Annotated in this window: 24 protein-coding genes; 10 read left to right on the top strand and 14 right to left on the bottom strand. The window is 60.7% G+C overall.

Annotation, left to right across the window (positions count from 1 at the left end; translation table 11 throughout):
* The first annotated feature begins 41 nt into the window (after positions 1-41).
* From Q0859_RS17150 to Q0859_RS17140, 3 genes are all read left to right on the top strand, one after another.
* Positions 42-2315, top strand: coding sequence for an NADP-dependent malic enzyme (locus tag Q0859_RS17150; RefSeq protein ID WP_299153488.1), 2274 nt, complete (start codon positions 42-44; stop codon positions 2313-2315).
* A 145-nt stretch (positions 2316-2460) separates the two neighbouring features.
* The gene (locus Q0859_RS17145) at positions 2461-2715 is read left to right on the top strand and encodes a hypothetical protein (RefSeq protein ID WP_299153486.1); all 255 of its coding nucleotides are present in this window, start codon (positions 2461-2463) and stop codon (positions 2713-2715) included.
* Between the two features lie 215 nt (positions 2716-2930).
* On the top strand, positions 2931-4820 hold the full coding sequence (locus tag Q0859_RS17140) for an AMP-binding protein (RefSeq protein ID WP_299153481.1): 1890 nt from the start codon (positions 2931-2933) through the stop codon (positions 4818-4820).
* A gap of 254 nt (positions 4821-5074) precedes the next feature.
* Here the strand turns inward: Q0859_RS17140 and Q0859_RS17135 are convergent, their stop codons facing one another.
* Together Q0859_RS17135 and Q0859_RS17130 are read right to left on the bottom strand one after the other, a co-directional pair.
* Positions 5075-5506, bottom strand: coding sequence for a hypothetical protein (locus tag Q0859_RS17135; RefSeq protein ID WP_299153479.1), 432 nt, complete (start codon positions 5504-5506; stop codon positions 5075-5077).
* Entirely contained in the window at positions 5503-7131 is a 1629-nt protein-coding gene (locus tag Q0859_RS17130) for an AMP-binding protein (RefSeq protein ID WP_299153476.1), read from the bottom strand. Before Q0859_RS17130 ends, Q0859_RS17135 begins: the two co-directional genes overlap by 4 nt.
* Positions 7132-7238: 107 nt before the next feature.
* Here Q0859_RS17130 and Q0859_RS17125 point away from each other — a divergent pair, with 107 nt between their 5' ends.
* The 3 genes from Q0859_RS17125 (at position 7239) to Q0859_RS17115 (ending at position 9563) form a co-directional block, all read left to right on the top strand.
* Entirely contained in the window at positions 7239-7880 is a 642-nt protein-coding gene (locus Q0859_RS17125; protein WP_299153474.1) for a Type II secretory pathway, pullulanase PulA, read from the top strand.
* Positions 7881-8074: 194 nt separating this feature from the next.
* Positions 8075-8737 carry a Hint domain-containing protein gene (locus Q0859_RS17120; RefSeq protein ID WP_299153472.1) on the top strand — a complete coding sequence of 221 codons (663 nt, stop codon included), beginning with the start codon at positions 8075-8077 and terminating at the stop codon, positions 8735-8737.
* A gap of 166 nt (positions 8738-8903) precedes the next feature.
* Positions 8904-9563 (top strand): dimethylsulfonioproprionate lyase family protein, encoded by a 660-nt coding sequence (locus tag Q0859_RS17115; RefSeq protein WP_299153469.1) that lies wholly within the window; start codon positions 8904-8906, stop codon positions 9561-9563.
* Between the two features lie 70 nt (positions 9564-9633).
* Here the strand turns inward: Q0859_RS17115 and Q0859_RS17110 are convergent, their stop codons facing one another.
* From Q0859_RS17110 to Q0859_RS17070, 9 genes are all read right to left on the bottom strand, one after another.
* Entirely contained in the window at positions 9634-11835 is a 2202-nt protein-coding gene (locus Q0859_RS17110; protein WP_299153467.1) for a 3-hydroxyacyl-CoA dehydrogenase NAD-binding domain-containing protein, read from the bottom strand.
* Between the two features lie 93 nt (positions 11836-11928).
* Complete coding sequence (locus tag Q0859_RS17105; protein WP_299153465.1) at positions 11929-13140, bottom strand: acetyl-CoA C-acetyltransferase; 1212 nt, start codon at positions 13138-13140, stop codon at positions 11929-11931.
* Positions 13141-13245: 105 nt separating this feature from the next.
* Positions 13246-13878: a glutathione S-transferase family protein gene (locus Q0859_RS17100; RefSeq protein WP_299153464.1), complete on the bottom strand. Its 633-nt coding sequence runs from the start codon at positions 13876-13878 to the stop codon at positions 13246-13248.
* 310 nt (positions 13879-14188) lie between these two features.
* Positions 14189-15346, bottom strand: coding sequence for an acyl-CoA dehydrogenase family protein (locus Q0859_RS17095; RefSeq protein ID WP_299153462.1), 1158 nt, complete (start codon positions 15344-15346; stop codon positions 14189-14191).
* Between the two features lie 27 nt (positions 15347-15373).
* Positions 15374-15586, bottom strand: coding sequence for a hypothetical protein (locus Q0859_RS17090; protein WP_299153460.1), 213 nt, complete (start codon positions 15584-15586; stop codon positions 15374-15376).
* Positions 15587-15860: 274 nt separating this feature from the next.
* Positions 15861-17642 (bottom strand): acyl-CoA dehydrogenase C-terminal domain-containing protein, encoded by a 1782-nt coding sequence (locus Q0859_RS17085; protein WP_299153457.1) that lies wholly within the window; start codon positions 17640-17642, stop codon positions 15861-15863.
* Positions 17643-17732: 90 nt separating this feature from the next.
* Complete coding sequence (locus Q0859_RS17080) at positions 17733-18134, bottom strand: MerR family DNA-binding transcriptional regulator (RefSeq protein ID WP_299153697.1); 402 nt, start codon at positions 18132-18134, stop codon at positions 17733-17735.
* A gap of 193 nt (positions 18135-18327) precedes the next feature.
* Positions 18328-19113, bottom strand: a complete 786-nt coding sequence (locus Q0859_RS17075; RefSeq protein WP_299153454.1) for a hypothetical protein — start codon at positions 19111-19113, stop codon at positions 18328-18330.
* A 118-nt stretch (positions 19114-19231) separates the two neighbouring features.
* Entirely contained in the window at positions 19232-19612 is a 381-nt protein-coding gene (locus Q0859_RS17070; protein ID WP_299153452.1) for a MerR family DNA-binding transcriptional regulator, read from the bottom strand.
* Between the two features lie 132 nt (positions 19613-19744).
* On the opposite strand from Q0859_RS17070, the gene Q0859_RS17065 reads away from it, so the two are divergent.
* Genes Q0859_RS17065 through Q0859_RS17055 form a run of 3 tightly spaced genes read left to right on the top strand, consistent with a single transcriptional unit; the run spans position 19745 to position 21989 of the window.
* Positions 19745-20173, top strand: coding sequence for a PaaI family thioesterase (locus tag Q0859_RS17065; RefSeq protein WP_299153449.1), 429 nt, complete (start codon positions 19745-19747; stop codon positions 20171-20173).
* Positions 20170-20670, top strand: a complete 501-nt coding sequence (locus tag Q0859_RS17060) for a PaaI family thioesterase (protein WP_299153447.1) — start codon at positions 20170-20172, stop codon at positions 20668-20670. The genes Q0859_RS17065 and Q0859_RS17060 overlap by 4 nt, the downstream gene beginning before the upstream one ends.
* A 5-nt stretch (positions 20671-20675) precedes the next feature.
* Positions 20676-21989 (top strand): MATE family efflux transporter, encoded by a 1314-nt coding sequence (locus Q0859_RS17055; protein WP_299153695.1) that lies wholly within the window; start codon positions 20676-20678, stop codon positions 21987-21989.
* Between the two features lie 52 nt (positions 21990-22041).
* On the opposite strand, the gene Q0859_RS17050 is transcribed toward Q0859_RS17055, so the two are convergent.
* The 3 genes from Q0859_RS17050 to Q0859_RS17040 are packed head-to-tail and all read right to left on the bottom strand — an operon-like array spanning position 22042 to position 23863.
* Positions 22042-23085 (bottom strand): quinone-dependent dihydroorotate dehydrogenase, encoded by a 1044-nt coding sequence (locus Q0859_RS17050; protein ID WP_299153444.1) that lies wholly within the window; start codon positions 23083-23085, stop codon positions 22042-22044.
* Positions 23082-23519: a DUF1330 domain-containing protein gene (locus Q0859_RS17045; RefSeq protein WP_299153441.1), complete on the bottom strand. Its 438-nt coding sequence runs from the start codon at positions 23517-23519 to the stop codon at positions 23082-23084. Before Q0859_RS17045 ends, Q0859_RS17050 begins: the two co-directional genes overlap by 4 nt.
* Positions 23516-23863 (bottom strand): DUF952 domain-containing protein, encoded by a 348-nt coding sequence (locus tag Q0859_RS17040; RefSeq protein WP_299153438.1) that lies wholly within the window; start codon positions 23861-23863, stop codon positions 23516-23518. The genes Q0859_RS17045 and Q0859_RS17040 overlap by 4 nt, the downstream gene beginning before the upstream one ends.
* Before the next feature lie 141 nt (positions 23864-24004).
* Between Q0859_RS17040 and Q0859_RS17035 the strand changes: the two genes are divergently transcribed.
* Positions 24005-25564, top strand: coding sequence for a 5'-nucleotidase C-terminal domain-containing protein (locus Q0859_RS17035; RefSeq protein WP_299153436.1), 1560 nt, complete (start codon positions 24005-24007; stop codon positions 25562-25564).
* Positions 25565-25667 lie beyond the last annotated feature (103 nt).

Below are 25667 nucleotides of genomic sequence, written 5' to 3'. Positions count from 1 at the left end.
AACAGTTTAACGCTAAACCAAATACCCAAGAAGGGGGCCACATGTCTGACCAACCAAATCTGCGCCAGGCGGCGCTGGATTATCACGAGTTCCCAAAACCGGGTAAATTGGAAATACGCGCAACCAAACCGATGGCCAACGGGCGTGACCTTGCGCGGGCCTATTCACCGGGCGTCGCCGAAGCCTGTCTTGAAATCAAAGAGGACCCTGCCAACGCCGCACGCTTTACCGCGCGGGGCAATCTGGTGGCGGTGGTCTCGAACGGGTCCGCCGTTCTGGGGCTGGGCAATATCGGCGCGCTGGCCTCAAAACCGGTGATGGAGGGCAAGGCCGTCCTGTTCAAGAAATTCGCGTCGATCGACTGCTTTGACATCGAGGTGAACGAAACCGACCCCGAAAAGCTGGCTGACATCGTCTGCGCGCTTGAACCGACCTTCGGGGCGATCAACCTCGAAGACATCAAGGCCCCCGACTGTTTCGTGGTCGAAAAACTCTGCCGCGAGCGGATGAACATCCCCGTCTTTCACGACGATCAGCACGGGACGGCCATTGTCGTCGGGGCGGCGGTGAAAAACGCGCTGCATGTCGCGGGCAAAGCGTTCGAGGATATCAAGATCGTGTCCACGGGCGGCGGTGCTGCGGGCATTGCCTGCCTGAACATGCTGGTCAAGATGGGGGTGAAGCGCGAAAATATCTGGCTGTGCGACATCCATGGGCTGGTCCACGAGGGGCGCGAAGTCGACATGAATCCGGCCAAGGCCGCCTTTGCCCAAGCCACCGACAAACGCACATTGGACGACGTGATCGATGGGGCTGACCTCTTTCTGGGCCTGTCGGGTCCGGGCGTGTTGTCCCAGGACAACGTGGCCAGGATGAGCAAACAGCCCATCATCTTTGCGCTGGCCAATCCCACGCCCGAAATCCTGCCTGATCTGGCACGAGAGGTCGCCCCGGATGCGATCATCGCGACGGGCCGCAGCGATTTCCCCAATCAGGTCAACAATGTGCTGTGTTTCCCGTTCATCTTTCGCGGCGCGCTTGATGTGGGGGCAACAACCATCAATGACGAGATGCAATTGGCCTGCATCGACGGCATTGCCGCTCTGGCCCGCGCCACCACGAGCGCCGAAGCCGCGGCCGCCTATCAGGGTGAGCAACTGACCTTTGGCCCGGATTATCTGATCCCCAAACCCTTTGACCCGCGCCTTGTCAGCATCGTCAGCTCGGCTGTCGCGCAGGCGGCCATGGACACCGGCGTGGCGACGCGGCCCATCGAAGACATCGAAGCCTACAAAACCCGGCTGGACGGCTCGGTTTTCAAATCTGCCCTGCTGATGCGCCCGGTTTTCGAGGCCGCCCGTGCCACAGCGCGCCGGATCGTCTTTGCCGAAGGCGAGGATGAGCGGGTGTTGCGCGCCGCCCAGGCCATGGTCGAAGAAACCACCGAACGGCCTATCCTGATCGGACGCCCCGAGGTGATCGAGGCCCGCATCGCGCGGGCGGGACTGACCATCAAGCTGGGTGACACGGTTGATCTGGTGAATCCCGAAAACGATCCCCGCTACCGCGATTATTGGGAAACCTATCACGAATTGATGTGCCGTCAGGGTGTGACCCCCGATCTGGCGCGCGCCATCATGCGCACCAACGCGACGGCGATTGGCGCGGTCATGGTGCACCGCGACGAGGCGGACAGCCTGATCTGTGGCACCTTTGGCGAATTCCGCTGGCACCTCAATTACATCCAGCAAGTGCTGGGGCGCGATGGGCATCACCCGGTCGGGGCGTTGTCGATGATGATCCTCGAGGATGGCCCGCTTTTTGTCACCGACACCCAGGTGCATCTGCACCCGACCCCCGAAGAGATCGCCGAGATCGCCGTGGGGGCCGCACGCCATGTGCGCCGGTTCGGGGTCGAGCCACAGATCGCGTTCTGCTCGCAATCCCAATTCGGCAATCAGGGAGACGGATCAGGGTGGCGGCTGCGCGAGGCGATCCGCCTTCTGGACGCGCAGGGGCATGATTTCTGCTATGAGGGCGAAATGAACATCGACACCGCCCTCGATCCCGAGTTGCGCGCACGGCTGTTCCCCGGCAACCGGATGCAGGGTGCGGCCAACGTGCTCGTCTTTGCCCATGCCGATGCCGCGTCGGGCGTGCGCAACATCCTCAAGATGAAAGGGGGCGGCCTTGAAGTGGGTCCGATCCTGATGGGAATGGGCAACCGCGCGCATATCGTGTCTCCGTCCATCACGGCGCGGGGGTTGCTGAATATGTCCGCGGTCGCGGGCACGCCGGTGGCGCATTACGGCTAGTATATCGCCTGCGACGGGCAGAGGCGGGGACGACCCCCCGTCGCGCGCCACCGTCCCCGCGATTTTGGGACGGAGAAGAGGGACAGACCGTGCAATTCGCCTTCTGCACACTATCTGTCTCACAAGCAATTTTTGAGGACCGCCCATGAGAGTTTTCATCAGCCTATGTGCCGCATTTGTTCTGACGGGATGTGCGGACACCGTGAACCAGACAAGTGGTACGATTACAGATCGTGGTCGCACCTATGACACGGTCACCCGGACCTTCCAGCGCAGCGATGGCAGCACCTACAGCCGCACGACCATCTATGTCGGTGCCGAACGTGTCAGTTGCCGTGCCGGGGATCGCCGCGATTGCCGGACCGCACTGCTTGATACCTACAATCGGAATCGCGACTGAGGCTTTGCAAACCGCGCGAGGGTGACTTTGCAAACTTTGTCCTGATTTCCAGATTTGTGCGTAATGCGCATCGATTTGCAAATTTTTGCAGGCGAGCCCTGCTGATATTTGCAAATTTCTGTACCTGAGCAGGGTGACAGTCCTCGCGCCCTCTTGCCCGGAGACGTCGCGGCGGCGTACCCCTTGTCGCACGGTTTGGGACGGAGGAGAGCGTCGTGGGATATCGCGCAGAATATGACAGTTGGAAAGCGAACCCTGAAAGGTGGTGGATGCGGGCCGCCGAGGCCATCGACTGGATCGTGCCCCCGACCCAGGCGCTGTTTGAGCGCGGCGACCATATCTATGAGTGGTTTGCCGACGCGCAGGTCAACACCTGCTGGAATGCGGTGGATCGCCACGTCGAGGCTGGCCACGGCGCGCGTGTCGCCATTGTCCATGACAGCCCCATCACCGGGACCTCGGCCAGGATCACCTATGCCGAACTCCAGACGCAGGTGGCCACGCTAGCAGGTGCCCTTGCGGCGCGCGATGTCGGCCTTGGCGACCGGGTGATTATCTATATGCCCATGGTGCCAGAGGCGCTTGTGGCAATGTTGGCTTGCGCCCGTCTAGGTGCGATCCATTCGGTGGTGTTTGGCGGTTTTGCCGCGAATGAACTTGCGGTGCGCATTGATGACTGCACCCCCAAGGCGATCATCGCGGCCTCATGCGGGGTCGAACCGGGGCGCGTTGTGGCCTACAAGCCGCTGCTCGACGGGGCTATCGACATGGCCGATCACACACCCGAGGTCTGCGTCATTTTGCAACGCGACCAGGCCCCCTGCGATCTTGGTCCGCGCGATGTGGACTGGTATGCAGCCCAAGCGGGCGTGACCCCAGCCGAATGTGTGCCCGTGCGGGGCGATCACCCGGCCTATATCCTTTACACCTCTGGCACGACGGGTGCCCCCAAGGGCGTTGTCCGCCCCACTGCGGGGCATCTGGTTGCGCTGAACTGGACGATGAAGAACATCTATCAGGTGGATCCGGGCGAGGTGTTCTGGGCCGCCTCGGATGTGGGTTGGGTCGTGGGCCATTCCTATATCTGCTACGCGCCGCTGATCCACGGGAACACGACCGTCGTGTTCGAAGGCAAACCCATAGGCACGCCTGACGCGGGCACGTTCTGGCGGGTGATTGCGGAACATAACGTCAAATCCTTTTTCACCGCCCCGACGGCCATCCGCGCCGTCAAACGTGAGGATCCCAAAGGGGTGGAGCGCGCCAAATACGACCTGTCGGGCTTACGTGCCCTGTATCTCGCGGGCGAGCGGGCGGACCCCGACACCATCGAGTGGGCACAGGATATGCTGGGCGTACCCGTTTATGACCACTGGTGGCAGACCGAAACCGGCTACACCATCGCAGGCAATCCTGCGGGGCTTGAAGCGCTGCCGGTCAAGGTCGGTTCGCCCACCGTCGCGATGCCCGGCTATGACGTGCAGATCCTTGATGATGCAGGCCACCCTGTTGCGCCCGGAGAGTTAGGGGCGATCGCAATCAAGCTGCCCCTGCCGCCCGGCACGCTGCCGACCCTGTGGAATGCCGAGGCGCGGTTCAAATCCTCCTATCTCAACGCCTTCCCCGGATATTATGAAACGGGCGATGCGGGGATGATGGACGAGGACGGCTACCTTTATATCATGGCGCGCACCGATGACGTGATCAACGTGGCGGGCCATCGGCTGAGCACGGGTGCCATGGAAGAGGTCCTGGCCGGGCACCCGGATGTGGCCGAATGTGCGGTGGTTGGCGTCACCGATGCGCTCAAGGGGCAGGCCCCTCTGGGCTTGCTGTGTCTGACCACGGGTGTGAACCGTCCGCACGGCGAGATCGTGGCTGAATGTGTGCAGCGGGTGCGCGATCAGATCGGCCCTGTTGCTGCGTTCAAACAGGCGCTGGTGGTGGATCGTTTGCCCAAGACCCGGTCGGGCAAAATCCTGCGGGGCACTGTGGTGAAGATCGCGGACAATCAGGCGTTCAAGATGCCCGCGACGATTGATGATCCGGCGATCTTGGACGAGATCAAAGTGGCGTTGCAGAGTATTGGGTATGCCAAGGGTTGACCCGTCTGGCACGGGTCGTACGCGCAATGGGCGGTGCACCCCTGAGTGTGGACGAAGGGTTAAGTTGTGATGGTTCGAGGCGGCCCTTGGGGTATGCAGGTCAGCGCGCAAGATGATCACTCGTGGTGCCTGGAAGCGGCCATGCAGACCCCGATCAACCTGCGAAAGAGCACACCAAACAGCGACGCACCCAGATGGGGGTGTTTTGCCAGATACGCGTCACAGATTGGACCAGTTCAGGTCTGCCTCAGAGGTTAAGGGGTGTTGCGAAAGGCCGCCGCCTCCTGCACGAGGATACGCGGGCAGTGCGTGGCGGTGTAGGCTGGTGCGATGCGCCCCTGCTCGGTTCTGGCGGAGGTGATGGCCATGCTCTCTTCCAGCGCTTTGCTGAAAACTGCCAGGTCCAGCTGTGCCTGCTCCGCCCGGATTTTCGCATCGAGCGCATCCAGCATGTCAGCGCTGCTAGGGTCTGCGCTGACGTGATCATAGATTGCACAAATCCGGATCATGGAATAGCGAGTCACAAGGTCGGTAACCGCCAGTCCGTCGCTGAGAGCAAGCCTCGGCGGGAGGATGATCAGTGCCAGCAACAGTGCCAGTGTCATGCGGGCGCATAGCTGCGGGCAGGCTTGCCCTTGGGCCTTGTTCCTGCCCCGGCCCTGTTTGGTTTGGTCTTGCTCGCTCATAAGGTTGCAGCCTGCTTGCGCAGCTCGAATTTCTGGATCTTGCCCGTCGAGGTCTTGGGCAGTTCCTGAAAGACGATCTGCTTGGGGGCTTTGAACCCTGCCAGCGTTTCGCGGGAAAAGGCGATCAGATCCGCCTCGGTCGGTGATGCGCCGGGTTTGAGTTCCACAAAAGCGCAGGGCACCTCGCCCCATTTGTCGTCCGGTTTGGCCACCACGGCGGCAAGGTTCACGTCCGGGTGACCCATCAAGACCCCCTCGACCTCGACGGACGAGATGTTTTCGCCGCCTGAGATGATAATGTCCTTGGCCCTGTCCGCGATCTGGATATAGCCGTCGTCGTGCTGGATCGCGATATCACCGGAATGGAAATACCCGCCCGCGAATGCCTCTGAGGTTGCTTCGGGGTTCTTGAAATACCCTTTCATCACCGCATTGCCCCGGATCATAATCTCGCCTTGGGTGGTGGCGTCCATGGGCACCTGGGCCATGTCCGCATCCATCACCGTGATGTGTTCCATCATCGGAAAGGCAACACCCTGGCGAGCCTTGATCGCGGCCTTGTCCTCTTGACCCAGCCCGTCCCAATCCTCGCCCCGCCAAACGCATTCCGTCACATGCCCGTAGGTTTCGGTCAGCCCGTAGACTTGTGTGACGTTGAAGCCGAGCGCCTCGACCTTGGCCAGCGTCGCCGGGGCAGGGGGCGCGCCAGCCGTAAAGACTTCGATCACGTGGTCAAAGGGGCGGCGCTCGCCCTCATCTGCGTTGACCAGCATGTTCAGTACAATCGGGGCCCCGCCAAAATGTGTGACGCCATGATCCGCGATGGCATCATAGATCGGTTTGGCCGCAATATCCCGGCAGCACACCAGTGTGCCGCCGAGCAGCGGCATCATCCACGTGTGGTTCCACCCGTTGCAGTGAAACAGCGGGACAATCGCCATAAAGACGGGGTGCAACTGCATGCGCCACGAGATCACCGTGCCCATCGTCATCAGGTACGCACCGCGGTGATGATAGACGACGCCCTTGGGCCGCCCCGTCGTGCCGGAGGTGTAGTTGAGCGCGAGGCTCTCCCATTCATCGCTCGGCATGTGCCAGTTGAAATCGGGGTCGGCGGCGGACAGGACCGCCTCATATTCGGGGTGTCGCCCTGTGGCGGGCCAGCCATGGGCGGTGTCGGCCACCTCGATGATGTGGGGGTGGGGGCCGCCCATCTTCTCAATCGCCGCCTCGGCGAGGTCGAGAAACTGGGGGTCGACCAGCACCACCTTCGCCTCTCCGTGATCAAAGATGTAGGCCACCGTATCTACATCCAGACGCGTGTTGATCGTGTTCAACACCGCGCCGCAGGCAGGCACGCCGAAATGCGCCTCGGCCTGGGCGGGCAGGTTCGGGATCAGGGTCGCGACCACATCGCCGGGTTTGACGCCCATGCCCGCAAGCACTGATGCCAGCCGCGTGCAGCGATCGTGGTATTCGGCGTATGTGACGCAGTGGTCGCCATAGATCACCGCGGTGTGGCGGGCAAAGACCTGTGCAGCCCGTGCCAGATGCGACAGTGGCGTCAGCGCCACATAGTTGGCGGCTGTCTTGTCCAGCCCGGTTTCGTCTGACATCCACCCCATGACGTGGCCTCCCTGCTGCGTCGTGCTGGTGCAAAGTTATGGCGAGGGTGGTGCGAAATGGGAAGGGGTGGATGGACCTCTGATCGCGGTCGGGTAGTGTGGCAGGCATGATCCTGAGCACCGGCCGATCCTATATCTTTGTTCACGCGCCCAAGACGGGCGGCACCGCCATGGCGCTGGCCCTTGAGGGGCGCGCGATGAAGGATGACATCATGCTCGGGGACACGCCCAAGGCGTTGAAACGGCGCAAACGGGTGGTGGATGTGCAGACGCGGGGGCGGCTGTGGAAACACTCAACCCTCGCGGACATTGATGGGCTGGTGCCGACGTTGGAGGGGCTGTTCGCCTTTACCATGGTGCGCAACCCGTGGGATCGGATGGTGAGTTACTATCACTGGCTGCAAGGACAGAGTTTTGATCACCCGGCCGTGGCCTTGGCGGCTCAGCTGCCATTCGCAGAGTTTGCCTGCGCCGCTCAGGTGCGCGCATCCATGCAGGCCAGCCCTGCGCGGCACTATATGACAGACGCAAGCGGGGCCGAACGGTGTGATCTGTACATCCGGCTGGAGGCTTTGCAGGCCGATGCGATCCCGTTGTGGGATCACCTTGGCTTTCAACTGGAGATCGGGCGCGCCAACGCGTCCGTGCGTGATGCGGATTATCGGACCTATTACACAGATCAGGCGCGGGCTGCAGTCGCCCAATTCTGCGCAGAAGATATCGAGAGATTCGGCTACACCTTCGAGTGAAGTACACGCCATACGCGCAATTCGCGGTTCATTGTCGCCAAATTTACCTCAAATATGAGCTAATGCGATCATTGTTGTTCAAGCCCAGAACAATGCCCCATTTGTGCCCAGATCAGGACCGATCTGCGCCCTGAGAATCACCCCAGATAGAGACATCAAAGCAACCGGCGCATGAGAGGCGTCGCACCATGGGGATGGATGAGATGTTTGGATGGAAAGGCAAGGACAAAGGCACGCTGCAGCGGATGGCGGAAACGTCGGCTGCATGGGATGGCGGCGTGATGACGACACGCGGTTTGCTGGCGGGCACACGGGTGGCGACGTCAATGGGCTGGCGCGGTGTCGAGGCACTGGCCCCCGGCGATCTGGTCCTGACCTTTGATGCGGGCGCGCAGCCCCTGGTCGAGGTCCGCCGCGATACTTTCTGGGCCGCAGATGCGATGGTGCCTGCCGCCTACGCCTCGGTCCATGTGCCAGCCGGAGCGCTTGGCAACGGTCAGGACATGGAACTGCTGCCCGATCAGGGGGTGCTGATCGAAACCGATGCCGCCTGTGACGCCATGGGCGATCCCTTTGCTGTGGTCGCTGCCAAGACCCTGGACGGGTTCCGTGGTATTACCCGCATCGCGCCACGCACTCAGGTCGAAATCATCACCTTGGTCTTTGCACAGGAACAGGTAATCTATGCCGAAGGTGGCGCGCTGCTGCATTGCCCGCCCGCGCATATCCGGCTGTGTCAGATGGGTGCGATGAATGGCGGCTACGAGGTTGTGCCCGCCCGCGACGCCGCATTTCTGGTTGAGTGCATGATGGTTGAAGACAAGATGGGAACCAGCACCCTTTACACCTCCGCCTGATTGGGAGGGCGCGCGCATCTGGAGGGCCGCGCCTTACCCTTTTTCGCTTTGGTCCGACATCACCGCGATGTTGGACCTTTGCCCGTCATCGCCCATTGCGCGACTGCTGGAATCACGCCATTGATCCGCCCTGCTGATCCCTGCATCCCGGCGAGTGTGCCTGCCCATGTCCCTGCCCCCCAAACTATCCGACTTTCCTGACTGGATCTACGTGCTGCGCGATGCGTATGATTTCTATCTGCGCATGTCGGCGGGCGGCAGTGGCAAGATCCGCACCCATCAGCGATCCGTGCGCGAGCGTATCAACCGGGTGATCAAGGCCGACGCCGAAATGCGCTTTGCCCCGCCCGAGGGCAAGCCCGTCACCGGGCATTTGAACCGCGCCTTGGCCAATGGTCGCGTTGAACGCCACGGCCCTTTCATTCGGTCCCTTGAGGCGATCCAGCACACGTTCACCTGGCAATATGGCTATGAAAAGGTGCCGCGCGGGTTGGAACGCAAGTTCGCCTATGCCGAGCTTGTGGGACCCAACGGGCCGGTCATCACCAATGAGGTGATCCTGGGGCTGGTGTTGTTTGCGCCCGGCTGCACGTACCCCGCACATGCCAACAGGGGGATTTCCGAAAGCTATATTTGCCTGTCGGGGGCGGTGTCAGAGAATGATCAGGGGGTCTATGGCCCCGGCTCGCTGATCTTCAATCCGCCCGACACGGTGCACCGGATCACGGTAGCCGACTTTCACCCGGCGCTGTTGCTTTATGCGTGGGAAGGAACGCCCGAGGATCTGGCGGAACAGAAGATGGTGTTCACCCGCAAGAGTGGGTGACCTTGAATCGTGTCCCGCAAGGGCGGGTGATGGAAAAAAGGGCCCCGCATCTGCGAGGCCCTTCGTTGATTTAAGCGGCGGCAGCGGCGTCTTTGGGTCCGAACCGACCATAGAAGCTTTGGTTCTTCTCGGCCATTTCGCGCAGCAGGGCAGGGCACTTGAACCGCTCTCCATACTTGGCCTCAAGCTGGTCGCAGCGTTCGGCCGCATAAGGTGTGCCGATGATGTCCAGCCATGACAGCGGACCCCCCGACCACGGCGCAAAGCCCCAGCCCAGGATCGCGCCTACATCACCTTCGCGGATGTCCATCAACACGCCTTCTTCCAGCGCACGCACTGCTTCGAGAACCTGAGAGAACAGCAAACGGTGCTGTACCTCGGTGACTTCGGGCTGATCATCCGCCAACGGGTACTTTTCGTTCAGTCCGTCCCAGATACCGATGCGCTTGCCCTTGTCGTCATACGCGTAAAAGCCCGCATTGGCCTTGCGACCCAGACGGCCCTCTTCCTCGAGCCAGAAGATCAGATCGTCGGCCCCCGACTTGGGATAGGCATCACCCATGGCCGCCATCGTCGCACGGGCAATCTTGGCACCCAGATCAATGGCCGTCTCGTCGGTCAGTTGCAGCGGGCCAAGGGGCATTCCCACCAGTTTGGCCGCGTTTTCGATCAGTGCGGGCTCGACACCTTCGGTGACCATGCGCGCGCCCTCGTTCACGTAAGGAATGATGCAGCGGTTGGCATAGAAGAAGCGCGCGTCGTTGACCACGATCGGCGTTTTGCGGATCTGGCGCACATAGTCGAGCGCTTTGGCCACGGCCCGGTCACCGGTGTTGGCACCCTTGATGATCTCGACCAGCAGCATTTTTTCAACGGGCGAGAAGAAGTGGATGCCGATGAATTGCTCCTGATTTTTCGACGCCTTGGCCAGTTCCGAAATCGGCAGGGTCGAGGTGTTGGAGGCAAAGATGCAGTCATCGGGAATGATCGCTTCGACCTTGGCGGTGATCTCGGCCTTGACCTTGGGGTCTTCGAACACGGCCTCGATGATCAGATCGCAGCCCTTGAGCGCATCCAGATCAGGTGTGGCGGTGATTTGGGCCAGCAGAGCGTCGCCTTTTTCCTGCGTGGTCTTGCCGCGCTTGATCCCACCTTCGACATATTTGGCGGTATAGGCTTTGCCCTTGTCTGCGGCCTCTTGGTCACGGTCGATCAGCACGACCTCGATCCCGGCTTGGGCTGACACGAGCGCAATGCCCGCGCCCATCAGGCCCGCGCCCAAGACGCCCAACTTCTTGACGCGCTGATCTGGGACACCTTCGGGGCGCACAGCACCCTTTTCCAACGCTTCCTTGTTCAGGAACAGCGAGCGAATCATGGCCCCCGACGAGGGGTTCATCAGGATGTTGGTGAACCAGCGCGCCTCGATCTTGAGGGCAGTGTCAAAGGGTACAAGCGCGCCCTCATAGACGGCACTCAGCAACGCCTTGGCGGCGGGATAGACGCCTTGGGTCTTGCCGTTGACCATGGCCGCGGCACCCACAAAGGTCATAAAACCCGCAGGGTGATAGGGCGCGCCACCGGGCATTTTGTAGCCCTTGGCATCCCATGGTTTCAGGATGTCTGCGTCGCCTGCATTCAGCACCCATTCGCGGGCCGCCGCGACCGGATCATCGACAACTTCGTCCACGAGTACGCCCTTGGCTTTGTCCGGGCTCAGCATCTTGCCTTCGAGCAGCAAAGGCGAGGCACCCATGGCACCCAGTTTACGCACAAGGCGGGTCGTGCCGCCCGCACCGGGGAAGATGCCGACCATGATTTCGGGCAGGCCGACCTTGGCCTTGGGGTTGTTGGCCATAAAGATGCGGTGCGTGGCTAGCGGCAATTCCAACCCGATACCAGCCGCCGTGCCGGGCAAGGCAGCGGCGACAGGTTTGCCGCCCTTGTTGGTCTTGGGATCCATCCCTGCGCGCTCGATCTTGCGCAACAGGCCGTGCATTTTCATCGTGCCCTCGAACAGGCCCTTGGCAGGCTCGTCGCCTGCATCCTCTTTCATCTTGGCCAGCAGGTTGAGGTCCATGCCGCCCGCGAATGTATCCTTGCCGGACGTGATCACGATGCCTTTGACGGCATCATCGCCAAGGGCGTCGTCCACCAGGTCGTTCAGCGTTTCAAGCCCTTCGAAGGACATGACGTTCATGGACTTGTCGGCTACATCCCACGTGATCGTGGCGATGCCGTCGGCGTCCTTTTGCATGGTGAAATCGGTCATCAGTGATCTCCCTTCTTGAGAGTGATATTTTATATTCTAGCTATCGATGCAGGGGGCGGCGTGCGCAGTGACCCGTGCGCGCCGCGCGCGGTCTCAGACCCGCTCGATAATCGTGGCGGCACCCATGCCCGAAGCGATGCACAAGGTGGCAAGGCCAACCTCTTTGTCCGCACGCTCCATCTCGTCCAGCAGCGTGCCGATAATCATGGCACCTGTGGCCCCCAAGGGGTGGCCCATGGCAATAGACCCGCCATTCACATTGACCTTGTCGTGGTCCACATCAAAGGCCTGCATGAAGCGCAACACCACCGAGGCAAAGGCCTCGTTCACCTCGAACAGGTCGATGTCCTTGATGTCCATGCCGTGATCCTTGAGAATCTTTTCGGTGACGGGCACAGGACCCGTCAGCATGATGGTCGGGTCGGTCCCGATCTTGGCCGTGGCGCGGATACGGGCGCGGGGCTTGAGGCCCCATTTCTCGCCAAATTCCTTGTTGCCGATGAGCACCGCAGCGGACCCGTCCACGATACCGGACGAGTTGCCCGCATGGTGGATGTGATTGATCCGCTCAAGGTGGGGGTATTTCATCAGCGCGACCTTGTCGAAGCCGGGCATGACCTCGCCCATGGCCTGGAACGCGGGGTTCAGACCGCCAAGGCTTTGCATGTCTGTCTGGGGGCGCATGTATTCGTCATGGTCCAGAATGGTCAGACCGTTTATGTCCTTGATCTCGATCACGGATTTGGCAAAGCGGTTGTCGTCCCAAGCAGCCTTGGCGCGCTGTTGAGAGGCGACGGCGAGCTGATCCGCATCGTCGCGCGTGAACCCATATTCGGTGGCAATGATGTCGGCGCTGATGCCCTGGGGCACGAAATAGCTGTCCATCGCGATGCTGGGGTCAGCCGCTATGGCGGCTCCGTCGCTGCCCATGGCCACGCGGCCCATCATTTCGACACCGCCTGCGATATAGGCCTCGCCTGCACCGCCGCGCACCTGGTTGGCGGCAAGGTTCACCGCCTCCATGCCGGACGCACAGAAACGGTTGATGGCAAGACCCGGAATGCGCTGATCAAGGTCCGAGGCCAGCACGGCGGAGCGGGCCAGACAGCCGCCCTGTTCCATGACTTGGGTGACGTTGCCCCAGATCACATCCTCAACCGCGTGACCATCAAGGTTGTTGCGTTCCTTGATCGCGTTGAGGGTTTGGGCGGACAGACGAAGTGCGGTGACCTCGTGCAGTGCGCCGTCTTTGCGGCCCTTGCCACGGGGGGTGCGCAGCGCGTCATAGATGTAGGCTTCGGTCATGTTGGTTGTCCTTTTGCCAGAGGCGGTCAGTGTCTTTGTCTCTGCCCCAGTTGGGGTGGACCGGTCGGTCTATTCAAGAGTGACGTCGCGACCAATCACGTAAACTCAGGCGCGATCTGCGGGTGAGCCGGGCATGAGGTCGTAAGGGGCCTTCCACCCCGGCAAGGTCGAGATGTTTGTGAGCCAGCGATCAATGTTGGGCCAATCCGCGCGGTCAAACCCGAACGGTTCGGGATAATAAAGATATCCACAGCAGCTGAGATCGGCATTGGTGAGGCCGTCACCCACGATCCAGTCGCGCGCCTCAAGATGGGTGTTCAGGACGGCATAGGCCCCTTTGAGCCGACCCAGATTAAAATCGATCACCGGTTGGGGGCGTTTGTCTTCGGGCAGGAAATTCATCAGGAACCGGGTCACCCCGGCCATCGAGGACAGCTTGTGATTGTCCCACAGCACCCACCGCAACACTTCGTACCTGTCATCGCCGGTGCCACCATGTTTGCCGGATTTGTCACTGATATATTGCTGGATCACGCCCGACTGGCTGAACCGCCTGTCACCGTCGATCAAAAGCGGCGCTTCGCCCATGGTGTTGAGCGCGCGGTATTCATCGCTGCGCGCGGCACCACCGAAGAAATCGATATGGACGGCCTCCCATTCGAGACCCGAGAGTTCCAGCGCCAGCGCCGCTTTGTAAGAGTTGCCGCTTTCGCCAAAGCAGTGAAGTTTGAGGGTCATGGTATTGTGCCTTTTCTTGAATTCCTGAAATTGAGAGAGGGCGGAACCGGGGGTTTCACACCCCCGGACCCCCGTGGAGTTTATCTGGCAAGATGAAGCTGGATCTGTTCACTCCGCGTTAAGGTTAATGCGCGATCCTGGGTAGGCATGGTAGGCTGGAGAGCTGAGCCATGTGCAAGGTGAAGCCCCAACGTCCCGCTCGATTGCAGCCGGATGGCGGGGTGGATCTTGCATGCTGATCCCCTGTTCATCTTGCTGGACAAACTCCCCCCGGAGGGTCGCTCAGACGCAGGTGCGATCGCGGCGGGTTTCAAAACGCCCTCGCAATCAGCTCTTTCATAATCTCGTTTGTGCCGCCGTAAATCCGTTGCACCCGTGCATCGGCCCACATCCCGCCGATGTCGTAATCCTGGGTGAAACCATAGCCGCCATGCAATTGCAGGCATTCGTCCAAAACCCAGGCCTGAGTATCGCTGGTCCAGTACTTGCACATGGCAGCCTTGTCGACGGACAGCTCCCCGCGCAGATGTTCGGCCATGCACTCGTCAAAGAAGGCGCGGCTGACCATCGTCTTGGTCTTGGCTTCGGCCAGCTTGAACCGGGTGTTCTGGAATTGCATGATCGGGCCGCCAAAGGCTTCGCGCTCCTTGCAATATGCGATGGTGCGCTCAACCGCGCCTTCCATCGCACCCACTGCGGAACAGGCGATGATCAACCGCTCTTGCGGCAGTTGCTGCATAAGTTGATAGAAACCCTGGCCCTCCGTCCCGCCAAGGATATTCTCGGGCGGGATTTCGATGTTGTCGAAGAACAATTCGGACGTGTCCGAGGCGTGCATCCCGATCTTGTCGAGGTTGCGGCCCCGCTCAAACCCGACAGCCCCGTCTGTTTCCAGAACGACCAGAGATACGCCTTTGGATCCCTCATCCGGGTTGGTCTTGGCCGCCACCACGATCAGGTTCGCATGCTGGCCGTTGGTGATGAAGGTTTTGGAGCCGGTCAGCCGATAGGCGTTGCCGTCCTTGATCGCGCGGGTCTTGATCGCCTGGACATCCGATCCGGTCGAGGGTTCGGTCATCGCGAGCGCCCCGACCATCTCGCCCGACACCATCTTGGGGAGCCAGCGTTGCTTTTGATCCTCGGTGCCGTAATTCAGGATGTAGTGGGCTACGATCCCCGAATGTATCCCATGGCCCCAACTGGCCAGATTGGCGCGCGCGCCTTCGATCAGAATGGCAGCCTCGTGGCCAAAATCACCGCCTGCGCCACCGTATTCCTCTGGGATCGAGGGGCACAGCAGTCCGAGCTCACCGGCCTGCTGCCAGGTCTCGCGGTCCATCTCGCCCTGCTTGCGCCAGCGTTCAAAGTGCGGTGCCCACTCATTGGTGATGAATTGCGCCGTCATGTCGGCAATCATCTGATGTTCGTCGCTCATCCAGCCCTGAGGGCTGTGATCGAGATCCGTCATATCTTTCCTCCCTGAAAGATGTGCTGATCAACGTTTGCGCGCCTCCAACTCGGCGTTGAACAGGCGCATCCGGGCAGTCAGGTTTTCCTCGTTTGTGACGCTGTCGAAATTCTCAAACAGAAACGACAGTGCCTCGCCCTCATCCAAGCCTGCCTCAGTCGCGAACCGCTTTAGGCGGCGGTAGCCATCTTCGGTCATGGCAACCGGGAAACGGCGGGTCAGGCGAAAGCGTTTGGGCATCTAAATTCGCTTCCCTATCTGGCCTGTCGCTATACTAATGATAAGCGCAAGGCCGGACCAAATGAGATGGGGATAAACCTGACTTTCGAGGGTTAGGTCAATATCGGGCACAGGTAGTGTACCCTCAACATAGATGACACCATACCCAGCTCGCACTAGCAAGAGGATGAAGGCCAAAGCAGTAATGCTAGTGATAAAATTTAATAAAGACTTCATTGTTAGCTGGGTGTCCCTTGGTAGAAGAAGGCGGGGGTGTCCCCCCGCCTTACCGAGTTTAGAAGTTGGCCGCATCCAGCGCCATCACGGTGTCGCCGCCTGTTTCAATACGGGTCAGGTGCAGGGCCGTGGCAGGCAGTTGGCGCGCCATGTAATAGCGCCCGGTGGCCAGCTTGGTCTCGTAGAACTCGGTGTCCGAGGTGCCACCATCCAGTGCAGCCTTGGCGGCCTTGCCCATACGCGCCCACATCAGGCCGAGGCAGACATGGCCGAACATGTGCATGAAATCATAGGACCCCGACAGCGCGTTGTTGGGATTGCTCATACCTTGCTGCATGAAATACATGCCCGCCGCCTGAAGGTCCTTGGATGCCGCCTTGAGCGGGTCAAGGAACTCCTTGTCAAAGGCTTCGTCCTGACCTGCATTTTCCTTGATGAAGGATTTGACCAGCTCAAAGAACGCCATTACGTGCTTGCCGCCGTCCTGCGCCAGTTTGCGGCCGACTAGGTCGAGTGCCTGAACGCCGTTCGCCCCTTCATAGATCATCGCGATCCGGGCATCGCGGGTGTATTGCGACATGCCCCATTCCTCGATGTAGCCGTGCCCGCCATAGACCTGCTGGGCTTTGATTGTCATGTCGTAGCCGACATCTGTCAGGAAGCCTTTGATGATGGGCGTCAGCAGCGACACGATCCCGTCTGCATCCTTGTCCTCGCCCCGGTGGGCGGCATCAATCATCGTCGCCGACCACAGGACAAAGGCGCGCGCACCTTCGGCAAAGGATTTCTGGTCCATCAACGAGCGGCGAATATCGGGGTGCACGATCAGCGGATCTGCGGGGCCGTCGGGGTTCTTTACACCCGTCACGTCACGGCCCTGAAGGCGGTCCTTGGCGTACTCAAGCGCGTTCTGATAGGCGACCTCGGCTTGGCTCAGGCCCTGCATGCCGACGCCGATGCGCGCTTCGTTCATCATGGTGAACATGGCGCGCATGCCCTTGTGTTCTTCTCCGATCAGGTAACCAACCGCGTTGTCGTAGTTCATCACGCAGGTGGAGTTGCCGTGAATGCCCATTTTCTCTTCGATGTTGCCCACGGCGACGCCGTTGCGGGCACCAAGCGAGCCGTCTTCGTTCACGAGGAACTTGGGGACAATGAACAGCGAGACACCCTTGATCCCCTCGGGACCACCGGTAATCTTGGCCAATACGAGGTGGATGATGTTGTCGGCCATGTCGTGTTCACCGGCCGAGATAAAGATCTTCTGACCGGAGATATTGAAGGACCCGTCCTCTTGTGGTTCGGCCTTGGTGCGCATGAGACCCAGATCGGTGCCGCAATGGGGTTCGGTCAGGTTCATGGTACCGGTCCACTCGCAGGACACCATCTTGGGCAGGTAGGTTTCTTTCTGCTCTTGGCTGCCGTGCGCCAGAATGGCCGAGGCCGCACCATGGGTCAGGCCCTGATACATGGTGAAGGCCATGTTGGCGGAACTGAACATCTCGCCCACGGCTGTGCCCATCACATAGGGCATGTTCTGGCCGCCAAATTCCTCGGGCATGTCCAGCCCGGGCCAGCCGCCTTCCTTGACTTGCTCAAAGGCATCCTTGAACCCGGCGGGCGTGTAGACGACACCGTTTTCCAGGCGGCACCCTTCTTTGTCCCCCACGACGTTCAGGGGGGCGAGCACTCCGGAGGTCAGCTTGCCCGCTTCTTCCAGAATGGCCGACGTGAAATCGGCCTCAAGCTCGTCATAACCGGGAATCCCGGCCTCGGTGACGTTCAGGACGTCATGCAGGATGAATTGCATGTCTTTCGTGGGGGGGGTGTAGCTGGGCATCGTCGTCGTCTCCCTAAGTGCTGCGGCACATGTCTGGCCGCGTATCTCGTCATCGCCACATATCCGTGGCGCAGTCTATCGCGCTGCCGTTTATTCGGCAGCGTTTTTCGTTGTGCTCATCGAAGCGAGCATCTTTTCGCCCCACTTGAGCTGGTTCTTGAGGTCATCGATGGCCTCGGTCAGTTCATTGCGCTGTGTTTCCATGTCCGACAGGCGGTCACGGGCAATTTCGTAGGTGCGGGTCAGCTGGGTCTGTTGCTGGTCGCCCATGTCATAAAGATCCAGCAATTGGCGGATCTGTTCGAGGCTGAAGCCAAACCGTTTGCCACGCAGGATCAGCTTGAGCCGGGCACGGTCCCGTTTGGTAAACAGCCGCTTCTGGCCTTCCCGGATCGGGAAAAGCAGTTCCTTTGCTTCATAAAATCTCAGGGTCCGAGGGGTGACGTCGAAGGCATCACACATCTCGCGGATCGTTGCTGTTTTATCGGTCATCGGATTTCTCGCTATCGCCGTTACGGTCACGACATGGGGCAGCTTGGGATTCGTTGCAACCAGACTATGACGTTGACGTAAACTGTACGTCACGTCATTTGCGAGGTTGACGTGTTTGTGAAGCACGTCAAGCAAGGCAATGGGCACACCGGCCCCCTAAAAGCGCAAAGATCAACGCGACAGCGCCGCCGGACTATCGCCGCGTGATCGCATCGCCATCGGGTGTTGCAGCGGTCGTCTGCATCCACATTTGATCCAGCGCATCAACCTTTTCAGGGCAGATCGAGGCGGCCTGCGTCCAATAGCGCCCGGATTCCACGAAATACCCCAACTCTGCCTCGCGCTGTTTGGCGCGGTGGAAGGCGTCCAGATCGAAATGCGGTGTCGCCATGATCCCCATCGTCGCGCCGCTGAGGGTGATCGTGGGAAACAACAGGCGGCTGTCACCGCGCGGGGCACGCAGGCAGGCGCATCCCTGTTGGGCGGCGTGGGCCATAAGCCGTGCGGATTTGGCCTCCAGATTGCGCAAGGTGACGTCGTTGCGCAGCGGGTCGGCTGTGCCCGTGCCATAAAAATGCGCGCGGCCTGTGGTGGGGTAAACCATATCGCAGCCATAAAATACCAACGCCGTCGGGTTGAGTGCTGCGAGCGCCCAGTACCCCGCGGAAAAGGCCATCGTGCCGCCCGCATAGACGACACCGCCATAGTGATTGTTGGCGGGCACATAGTCGGCGGCCCCTATCGACGACTGGCCGGGTGCCAGATGTGGCGGCTTGCGCGCCTCGGGAAAATCATCAGGCGAGATGTGATGATCCCAGTCCGTGCGCACCCGCCATGCGTTGTTGATTACCACGATTGCAGAGAACAGCGCTTTGGGCAGGGTGCGGGCCTCAATCACGTTGGGCGCACTGCCAAGGATCAGCACCGTTTTGGCACCTGTCGTCATCGCATGGCCGCCCTTCACGCTCACCTGGTTCATGTGAAGGTGTAGGTCGTCGCGCTATGGGGTCAATCGTGGATCCCGTTTTTGGCGCTTCGGTGCAGGCTGCCCGCCCGCGGGACCGGGCCGTTCTGGGACAAAACTGACCAAAAAGGGCTCAGGCGTCGGTGCTTGTGATCTGGTCTGCGACGCTGTCGCGCAAGTTCTTCAACTCGTCGCGGGCTTCGTCGAGCTGCGCGCGCTGCTCGTCCAGTTCCTTGAGCTGCCCATCGGCCAGCTTGATCCACGCGCGCATCTGCGCCTCGGTGCCTTCGCGTTCGTAGATCATCAGCCATTGGCGAATATCTTCGAGTTGAAAGCCGAATTTGCGCCCCCGCAGGATCAGCTTCATCCGTGCACATTCACGTGCACCGTAAAACCGGGATCGCCCTTCGCGGTCGGGGTGCAGCAACTCTATATATTCGTAATAGCGCAGCGTGCGCGGCGTCACATCAAAGCGCGCGCACATCTCCTTAAAGCTCAAGCGGTCGTCTGCCATAGCCAAACTTTCTCCAACCCTGGTCAAAAGCCTACGGTGCACACGCCTCAAGAGCAACAGCCGCCTTGCCCCCAAGCAGGCGCGTGCCCATAACGTGATAACGAACCCCAGGAAACAGACAAGGCAGGGCGTATGTCCGACCCAGACAAGCTGAAATTGGCCCGCCAGTTTATCGAGGCCATCCCTCATTCGCGCGATCTGGGCATGACCCTGACAGAAATGCACGACGGTGTGGCGGTGATCACGATGCCCTTTGATGACCGTCTGATCGGCGATCCCGAGACGCGCGTGATCAGCGGCGGGGCCGTATCGGCGCTGATGGATACGTGTTGCGGGGCGGCCGTGATGTGCCATCCCTCGAATATGGGCGGAACGGCCACGTTGGACTTGCGCATCGACTACATGCGCGCCGCCACGCCCGGTCAGGCGATCACCACCCGCGCCGAGTGTTATCACGTCACCCGCTCTGTGGCATTTGTGCGCGCGACAGCCTCGGACGAGGACACGGACAATCCGGTTGCCACCGCCACAGGCGCCTTCACGGTGGAGGGCAAGCGATGAAGAAACCCGAACCCGTCCAGGTCGTCAAACAACGCCGCGATGCGGCGCTGCATGCGTTGGTCGATCATGTGCCTTACATCAAATACCTTGGGCTGGGTTTTGATCGGCGTGGGGATGAGTTGACGGGCGTGTTGCCCTTTGACGAAAAACTGATTGGCAACCCGCTGCTGCCCGCCCTGCATGGCGGGGTGACGGCGGCCTTTCTTGAGGTCACGGCGATCATCACCCTGTCGTGGTCGTATCTGTGGGAAGACATCGAAAGCGGGAGCCTCGATTTTGATATCGGGGGTGAGATCAAGCTGCCGCGCCTGCCCAAGACGGTAGATTTTTCCGTGGATTACCTGCGTTCGGGTCTGCCGCGCGATGCTTATGCGCGCGCCCGGATCAACCGGGCGGGGCGGCGCTATGCCTCGGTGCATGTGGAAGGATGGCAGGACAATCGGGACAAGCTGTTTGCCCAGGCCACGGGGCATTTCGTGATGCCGCAGCGTCGGTGACGACGCTGGAACCACCTGCGCCGCTGACCCATCGGCGGGTGTTGAAGATCGCGCTGCCCATCGTGTTGTCCAATGCGACCGTGCCGATTTTGGGCGCGGTAGATGTGGGCGTGGTTGGCCAGATGGGCGAGGCGGCCCCGATCGGTGCGGTCGCGATGGGCGCGATTATCCTTACGACCGTATTCTGGATATTCGGATTTCTGCGCATGGGCACCGTCAGCCTTGTGGGGCAGGCCGCAGGGGCCGGGGATGAGGCCGAAGTCAGCGCGTGGCTGACCCGCGCCCTGATGGTGGCTGGGGCGGGGGGCGTTGCGCTGATTGCGCTGCAAGGTCTGATCTTCTGGGCCGCGTTTCAGCTGTCCCCCGCCAGTGCAGAGGTCGAGAGCCTTGCACGCAGTTACCTTGCCATTCGCATCTGGACGGCCCCGGCGGCGATTTCGATCTATGCGCTGACCGGCTGGCTTGTCGCGATGGAGCGGACGGGGGCTGTATTCTGGATCCAGTTGCTGATGAACGGGCTGAACATCGCGCTGAATTTCGTCTTTGTGCTTGGTTTTGGGTGGGGCGTGGATGGCGTGGCCATTGCAACGGTGATTGCAGAACTGACCGGGGCAGCCTTGGGGCTGTGGTTCTGTCGGGGGGCGTTTCAGCATGTCGCATGGCGGGACTGGCCGCGCATTTTCGAACGCTCAAAGCTGGTGCGTATGGCGCTGTTGAACACGGATATCCTGCTGCGCTCGGCGATGTTGATGATCATCTTTTCGTCTTTCGTGTTCATCGGGGCGCGGTTTGGCGATGTCACGCTGGCCGCAAATGAGGTGCTGATCCAGTTCATGTACATCACGGCCTATGCCATGGACGGGTTCGCCTTTGCCGCCGAGACGCTGATCGCCCGCGCCTATGGACGGCGTGATCCGGCCAGTGTGCGCCGATCCGCCGTGATGACAAGCATGTGGGGCATGGTCGTTTGTGCCACGACGGCATTTGCGTTCTTGCTGGTCGGCCCATGGTTGATTGACGTCATGGCCAAGGACACCGCCGTGCAGGTCGAGGCGCGCGCGTACTTGTGGTGGATGGTCATCGCCCCGCTTGTGGGCTGTGCGGCCTGGATGCTGGATGGGATATTCATCGGCGCGGGCCGGGGGCGCGACATGCGCAATATGATGGCACTGTCATTCGTGATCTACTGGGTGGCCATTTTCACCTTGCTGCCGATCATGGGCAATCACGGTTTGTGGGCAGCGCTGCTCGTGTCGTTCATCGCGCGCGGGGTGACATTGGGTGCGCGCTATCCGGCGCTTGAGCGTGGTGCTGTGTGAGAACCGGGGCGCTGCCCCGGACCCCGGAGTTTTTTGGCAAGATGAAGTGGGATCAAAGCCAGATGTCGGTGTCTCGCCCAATGGCATCTGTGACGGAAGCGAAGCCGTCCTGGGCCAACAGTTCATCAAGACCTTCTGCAATCTTCGCCCCAAGGCTCAGCCCGCCATAGACGAGACCGGTATAGAGTTGCAAGGCTGAGGCCCCGGCCCGGATTTTGGCGTAGGCATCGGCCGCTGATGAGATCCCGCCCACGCCGATCAGGGGGATATCCGTCAGTTTGTGCAGTTTGGCCAGCACGCGTGTGGATTTCTCAAACAGGGGTGCACCGGACAAGCCTCCCTTTTCGGAGGCGTGCATACTGTGCAATCCTGTGCGATCCAGCGTCGTATTCGTACAGATGATCGCGGCGACGCGCCCATCCGTCGCCACCTTGGCGATGTCTGCGAGATCCTGATTGCTGAGGTCCGGCGCGATCTTGAGGAAAACCGGGCAAGTACCGCGCACCCGCATCACCCCGTCCAGCAGGGCGGCAAGTGCCATAGGCCCCTGCAAGTCGCGCAATTTTTCGGTGTTGGGGCTTGAGACATTCACGGTCGCAAAGTCGATATGGGATGCGCAGTGTTGCAGCACCCGCGCAAAGTCCTCGGCCCGATTGGCGCTGTCCTTGTTCGCCCCAAGGTTCAGCCCCACCGGAATGCTCTTGGGGCACCTGGCAAGCCGTGTGCCAATCGCCTCCATCCCGTCATTGTTGAATCCGAAGCGGTTGATGGCGGCGGCGTCCGCGGTCAGTCGAAACAGGCGCGGTTTGGGGTTGCCCGGCTGGGGCAGGGGAGTGGCCGCACCCACTTCGATCCAGCCAAAGCCTGCTTGGCTCAGCGGGGTGATGGCAATGGCATTCTTGTCGAACCCGGCTGCCAGCCCCACGGGGTTGGGCAGGGTCAGACCCGCAATCGTCGTGCGCAACCGGGCGCTTGTGATCGGCCCGGGTCGTGCAACCAGTGGTGTGTGCAGCGCGCGCAAGGCAAAACTATGGGCTGTCTCCGGATCGATCCGGCGCAGGGCAGCGGTGCCAAGCCGCTCAATCGCAGCCTTCATCCGAACGTGGCCCCGGACCCTGTCGGGGCGCATCGGATCAGTCTGGATGTCCGCACAGCGGCCTGACGGTGCACCACTGCGCGTTGGTAGTCGGGGTCAGACACCATCGCCAGAAACGCATGCGCTGTGGGGTAGCGCGCGATGAACACCGTATCCCAAGCCTCATCTGCAGGGCCGATCAACGTGGTCTGGAATTGGCCCCGCCAGATGACCTGACCACCGACCTCGAGCAGAACAGGGCCAGAATGTTTGCCATAAAGCTTGTAGGCCTCGGCCCCCGTCAGCCCGTCGCGGGCCAGTTCGTGATCGCCGGGATAATTGGCCAGATCGTTGAAGGCGACAAGGTTCAGCATCTCGATAGGTTGATCCCGATCAAGATCCTTGAACGCGTCAAACTGCGCGCGGGTGGGGTCGTTGTGATGATCGCTGCTCATGCGTCAAATCCTGCGCCTGCGGGGAACTGATGCACACCGTCAACGATGGGCAGGGGTTGGGCCCAGTGTACGTCGCCCAGCTCCAGACGGCGATAAAGATGTGGGAACAGCGCACCACCGCGCGAAGGCTCCCATTTCAGATCGTCACCAAGGCTGTCCGCCTCAACCGCGATCAGGAACAGGTCATCGACGCCGACAAAGTACTTGGCGGCGGTTTCACCCGCCTGCGCGGCTGTTGAAAAGTGGATATAGCCATCGGTCACATCAATCGGTGCGCCGGTCGTATGTGTGTTTTGACGCAGTACGGCCCATTCGTCCGCACGGAATATTTTATAAATCAGCATGGCCCCGTCATGCCGTTCGCCTGTCTTTTGGTCAAGGGTCCGCTGGCAGGGCATCGTCGGGTCAACCGGGCAACGGGGGCTTTGACTCTTGCCTCAGGATGCGGTCACGATACCGGCATAATCAAATCAGGGGAGACTTCCATGAACCGTCTTTTGCTTAGCGCGGCAGCACTTGCGATCAGCGCAGGTATGGCATCTGCCGAATACACGCTGAATATTCTGCACACCAACGACATGCACAGCCGGATTGAATCGATCAACAAATACGATTCGACCTGCAATGCCGAAGGCGAAGCCGAGGGTGAATGCTTTGGCGGGATTGCCCGCGTCAAATCCGCACTTGATACCAAACGCGCCGCCTTGGACAATCAAAACGTGATCGTGCTGGATGCGGGTGATCCGTTCCAGGGATCGCTGTTTTACACCACCTACAAAGGGGCCGCCGAGGCCGAGTTCATGGAACAGATGGGCTATGACGCCATGGCCGTCGGCAACCACGAATTTGACGATGGGCCAAAGGGGCTGGCCGATTTTGTCGATACCGTCAGCTTTCCGGTGATTTCGGGCAATCTGGATCTCTCGGGCGAAGCGTTGCTGAACGGCAAGGTCGACGATCACGTCGTACTTGAGGTCGGTGGCAAGAAAATCGGTATCATCTCGGCACTGGCCACGGACACGGTCGAAACCTCAAGCCCGGGCGAGAACGTGGTGTTCCAGGACGAAATCGAGGCACTGGCCCAGGATGCAGCAACCCTTGAGGCCGAAGGCGTTGATATCATCATCGCCCTCAACCACGTGGGCCTGAACAAGGACCTCGACATTGCGGCGGCGGTTCCGGCTATTGACGTGGTGATCGGCGGGCACAGCCATACCTACATGAGTAATGATGACGAGGGCACGCCAGCTTACCCGACCATGGTCGATGGCACACCTGTCGCCCAAGCCTATGCCTATACCAAATATCTGGGCCACCTGAGCGTCACCTTTGATGATGAGGGCAATATCACGGCAGCCTCGGGTGATCCGATTGTGCTGGACGCATCCGTCACCCCGGATGAGGCGTTCCTTGCGCGCATCGCGGAAATGGGCGCGCCCATCGAAGAGATGAAGACCCGTGTGGTTGCTGAAGCCGCCGATGTGATCGAAGGCGGACGTGACACATGCCGGGCGCAGGAATGTGCCATGGGCTCTCTGATTGCGGATGCGATGCTGGCGCGGGTGGCCGATCAAGGCGTTGAAATCGCGATCCAGAACGGTGGGGGCATCCGTGCTTCTATCGATGCAGGCCCGGTGACCATGGGCGAAGTGCTGACCGTGCTGCCGTTCCAGAATACGCTGTCGACGTTCGAGGTGTCGGGTGAAGCCATCGTTGCCGCGCTCGAAAACGGGGTTGGTCAGATCGAGGATGGCGCAGGCCGGTTCCCGCAAGTGGCGGGCATGAGCTATGCCTTTGACGCGTCCAAACCGGCAGGTGAGCGGATCAGCGATGTGATGGTGGGCGGTGCGCCCATCGACAAGGCCAAGGTCTATGGCGTGGTGTCCAACAACTACGTCCGCAACGGCGGTGACGGCTATGCGATGTTCAAGGATGCGGCCAATGCCTATGATTTTGGCCCCGATCTGGCGGATGTGACGGCTGAATACCTGGCCGAGCAGGGCCCGTTCACGCCCTACACAGACGGGCGTATCACAGCCAAGTAAACGATGTTCAGGCGCGGCACGTCCGCGCCTGACACCCGTCCCCTTCCTTTCGCCAGAAATACCTCGGGGGAGGCCGCAAGGCCGGGGGCAGAGCCCCTTCACA

The sequence above is a fragment of the uncultured Tateyamaria sp. genome, from assembly GCF_947497045.1.
GTDB lineage: Bacteria > Pseudomonadota > Alphaproteobacteria > Rhodobacterales > Rhodobacteraceae > Tateyamaria.
This window is presented reverse-complemented; position numbering and strand designations above follow the sequence as displayed.

Bases quoted from the DNA above. Each gene is read 5' to 3' on its own strand.
- Q0859_RS17095 (WP_299153462.1), bottom strand. From the start codon at position 15,346: ATGACGGATCTCGATCACAGCCCTCAGGGCTGGATGAGCGACGAACAT.
- Q0859_RS17145 (WP_299153486.1), top strand. From the start codon at position 2,461: ATGAGAGTTTTCATCAGCCTATGTGCCGCATTTGTTCTGACGGGATGT.
- Q0859_RS17080 (WP_299153697.1), bottom strand. From the start codon at position 18,134: ATGACCGATAAAACAGCAACGATCCGCGAGATGTGTGATGCCTTCGAC.
- Q0859_RS17130 (WP_299153476.1), bottom strand. From the start codon at position 7,131: ATGGGGTGGATGTCAGACGAAACCGGGCTGGACAAGACAGCCGCCAAC.
- Q0859_RS17065 (WP_299153449.1), top strand. From the start codon at position 19,745: ATGTCCGACCCAGACAAGCTGAAATTGGCCCGCCAGTTTATCGAGGCC.
- Q0859_RS17100 (WP_299153464.1), bottom strand. From the start codon at position 13,878: ATGACCCTCAAACTTCACTGCTTTGGCGAAAGCGGCAACTCTTACAAA.
- Q0859_RS17110 (WP_299153467.1), bottom strand. From the start codon at position 11,835: ATGACCGATTTCACCATGCAAAAGGACGCCGACGGCATCGCCACGATC.
- Q0859_RS17050 (WP_299153444.1), bottom strand. From the start codon at position 23,085: ATGAAGGCTGCGATTGAGCGGCTTGGCACCGCTGCCCTGCGCCGGATC.
- Q0859_RS17120 (WP_299153472.1), top strand. From the start codon at position 8,075: ATGGATGAGATGTTTGGATGGAAAGGCAAGGACAAAGGCACGCTGCAG.
- Q0859_RS17045 (WP_299153441.1), bottom strand. From the start codon at position 23,519: ATGAGCAGCGATCATCACAACGACCCCACCCGCGCGCAGTTTGACGCG.
- Q0859_RS17105 (WP_299153465.1), bottom strand. From the start codon at position 13,140: ATGACCGAAGCCTACATCTATGACGCGCTGCGCACCCCCCGTGGCAAG.
- Q0859_RS17085 (WP_299153457.1), bottom strand. From the start codon at position 17,642: ATGCCCAGCTACACCCCCCCCACGAAAGACATGCAATTCATCCTGCAT.
- Q0859_RS17040 (WP_299153438.1), bottom strand. From the start codon at position 23,863: ATGCTGATTTATAAAATATTCCGTGCGGACGAATGGGCCGTACTGCGT.
- Q0859_RS17075 (WP_299153454.1), bottom strand. From the start codon at position 19,113: ATGAACCAGGTGAGCGTGAAGGGCGGCCATGCGATGACGACAGGTGCC.
- Q0859_RS17060 (WP_299153447.1), top strand. From the start codon at position 20,170: ATGAAGAAACCCGAACCCGTCCAGGTCGTCAAACAACGCCGCGATGCG.
- Q0859_RS17035 (WP_299153436.1), top strand. From the start codon at position 24,005: ATGAACCGTCTTTTGCTTAGCGCGGCAGCACTTGCGATCAGCGCAGGT.
- Q0859_RS17135 (WP_299153479.1), bottom strand. From the start codon at position 5,506: ATGAGCGAGCAAGACCAAACCAAACAGGGCCGGGGCAGGAACAAGGCC.
- Q0859_RS17115 (WP_299153469.1), top strand. From the start codon at position 8,904: ATGTCCCTGCCCCCCAAACTATCCGACTTTCCTGACTGGATCTACGTG.
- Q0859_RS17150 (WP_299153488.1), top strand. From the start codon at position 42: ATGTCTGACCAACCAAATCTGCGCCAGGCGGCGCTGGATTATCACGAG.
- Q0859_RS17125 (WP_299153474.1), top strand. From the start codon at position 7,239: ATGATCCTGAGCACCGGCCGATCCTATATCTTTGTTCACGCGCCCAAG.
- Q0859_RS17070 (WP_299153452.1), bottom strand. From the start codon at position 19,612: ATGGCAGACGACCGCTTGAGCTTTAAGGAGATGTGCGCGCGCTTTGAT.
- Q0859_RS17090 (WP_299153460.1), bottom strand. From the start codon at position 15,586: ATGCCCAAACGCTTTCGCCTGACCCGCCGTTTCCCGGTTGCCATGACC.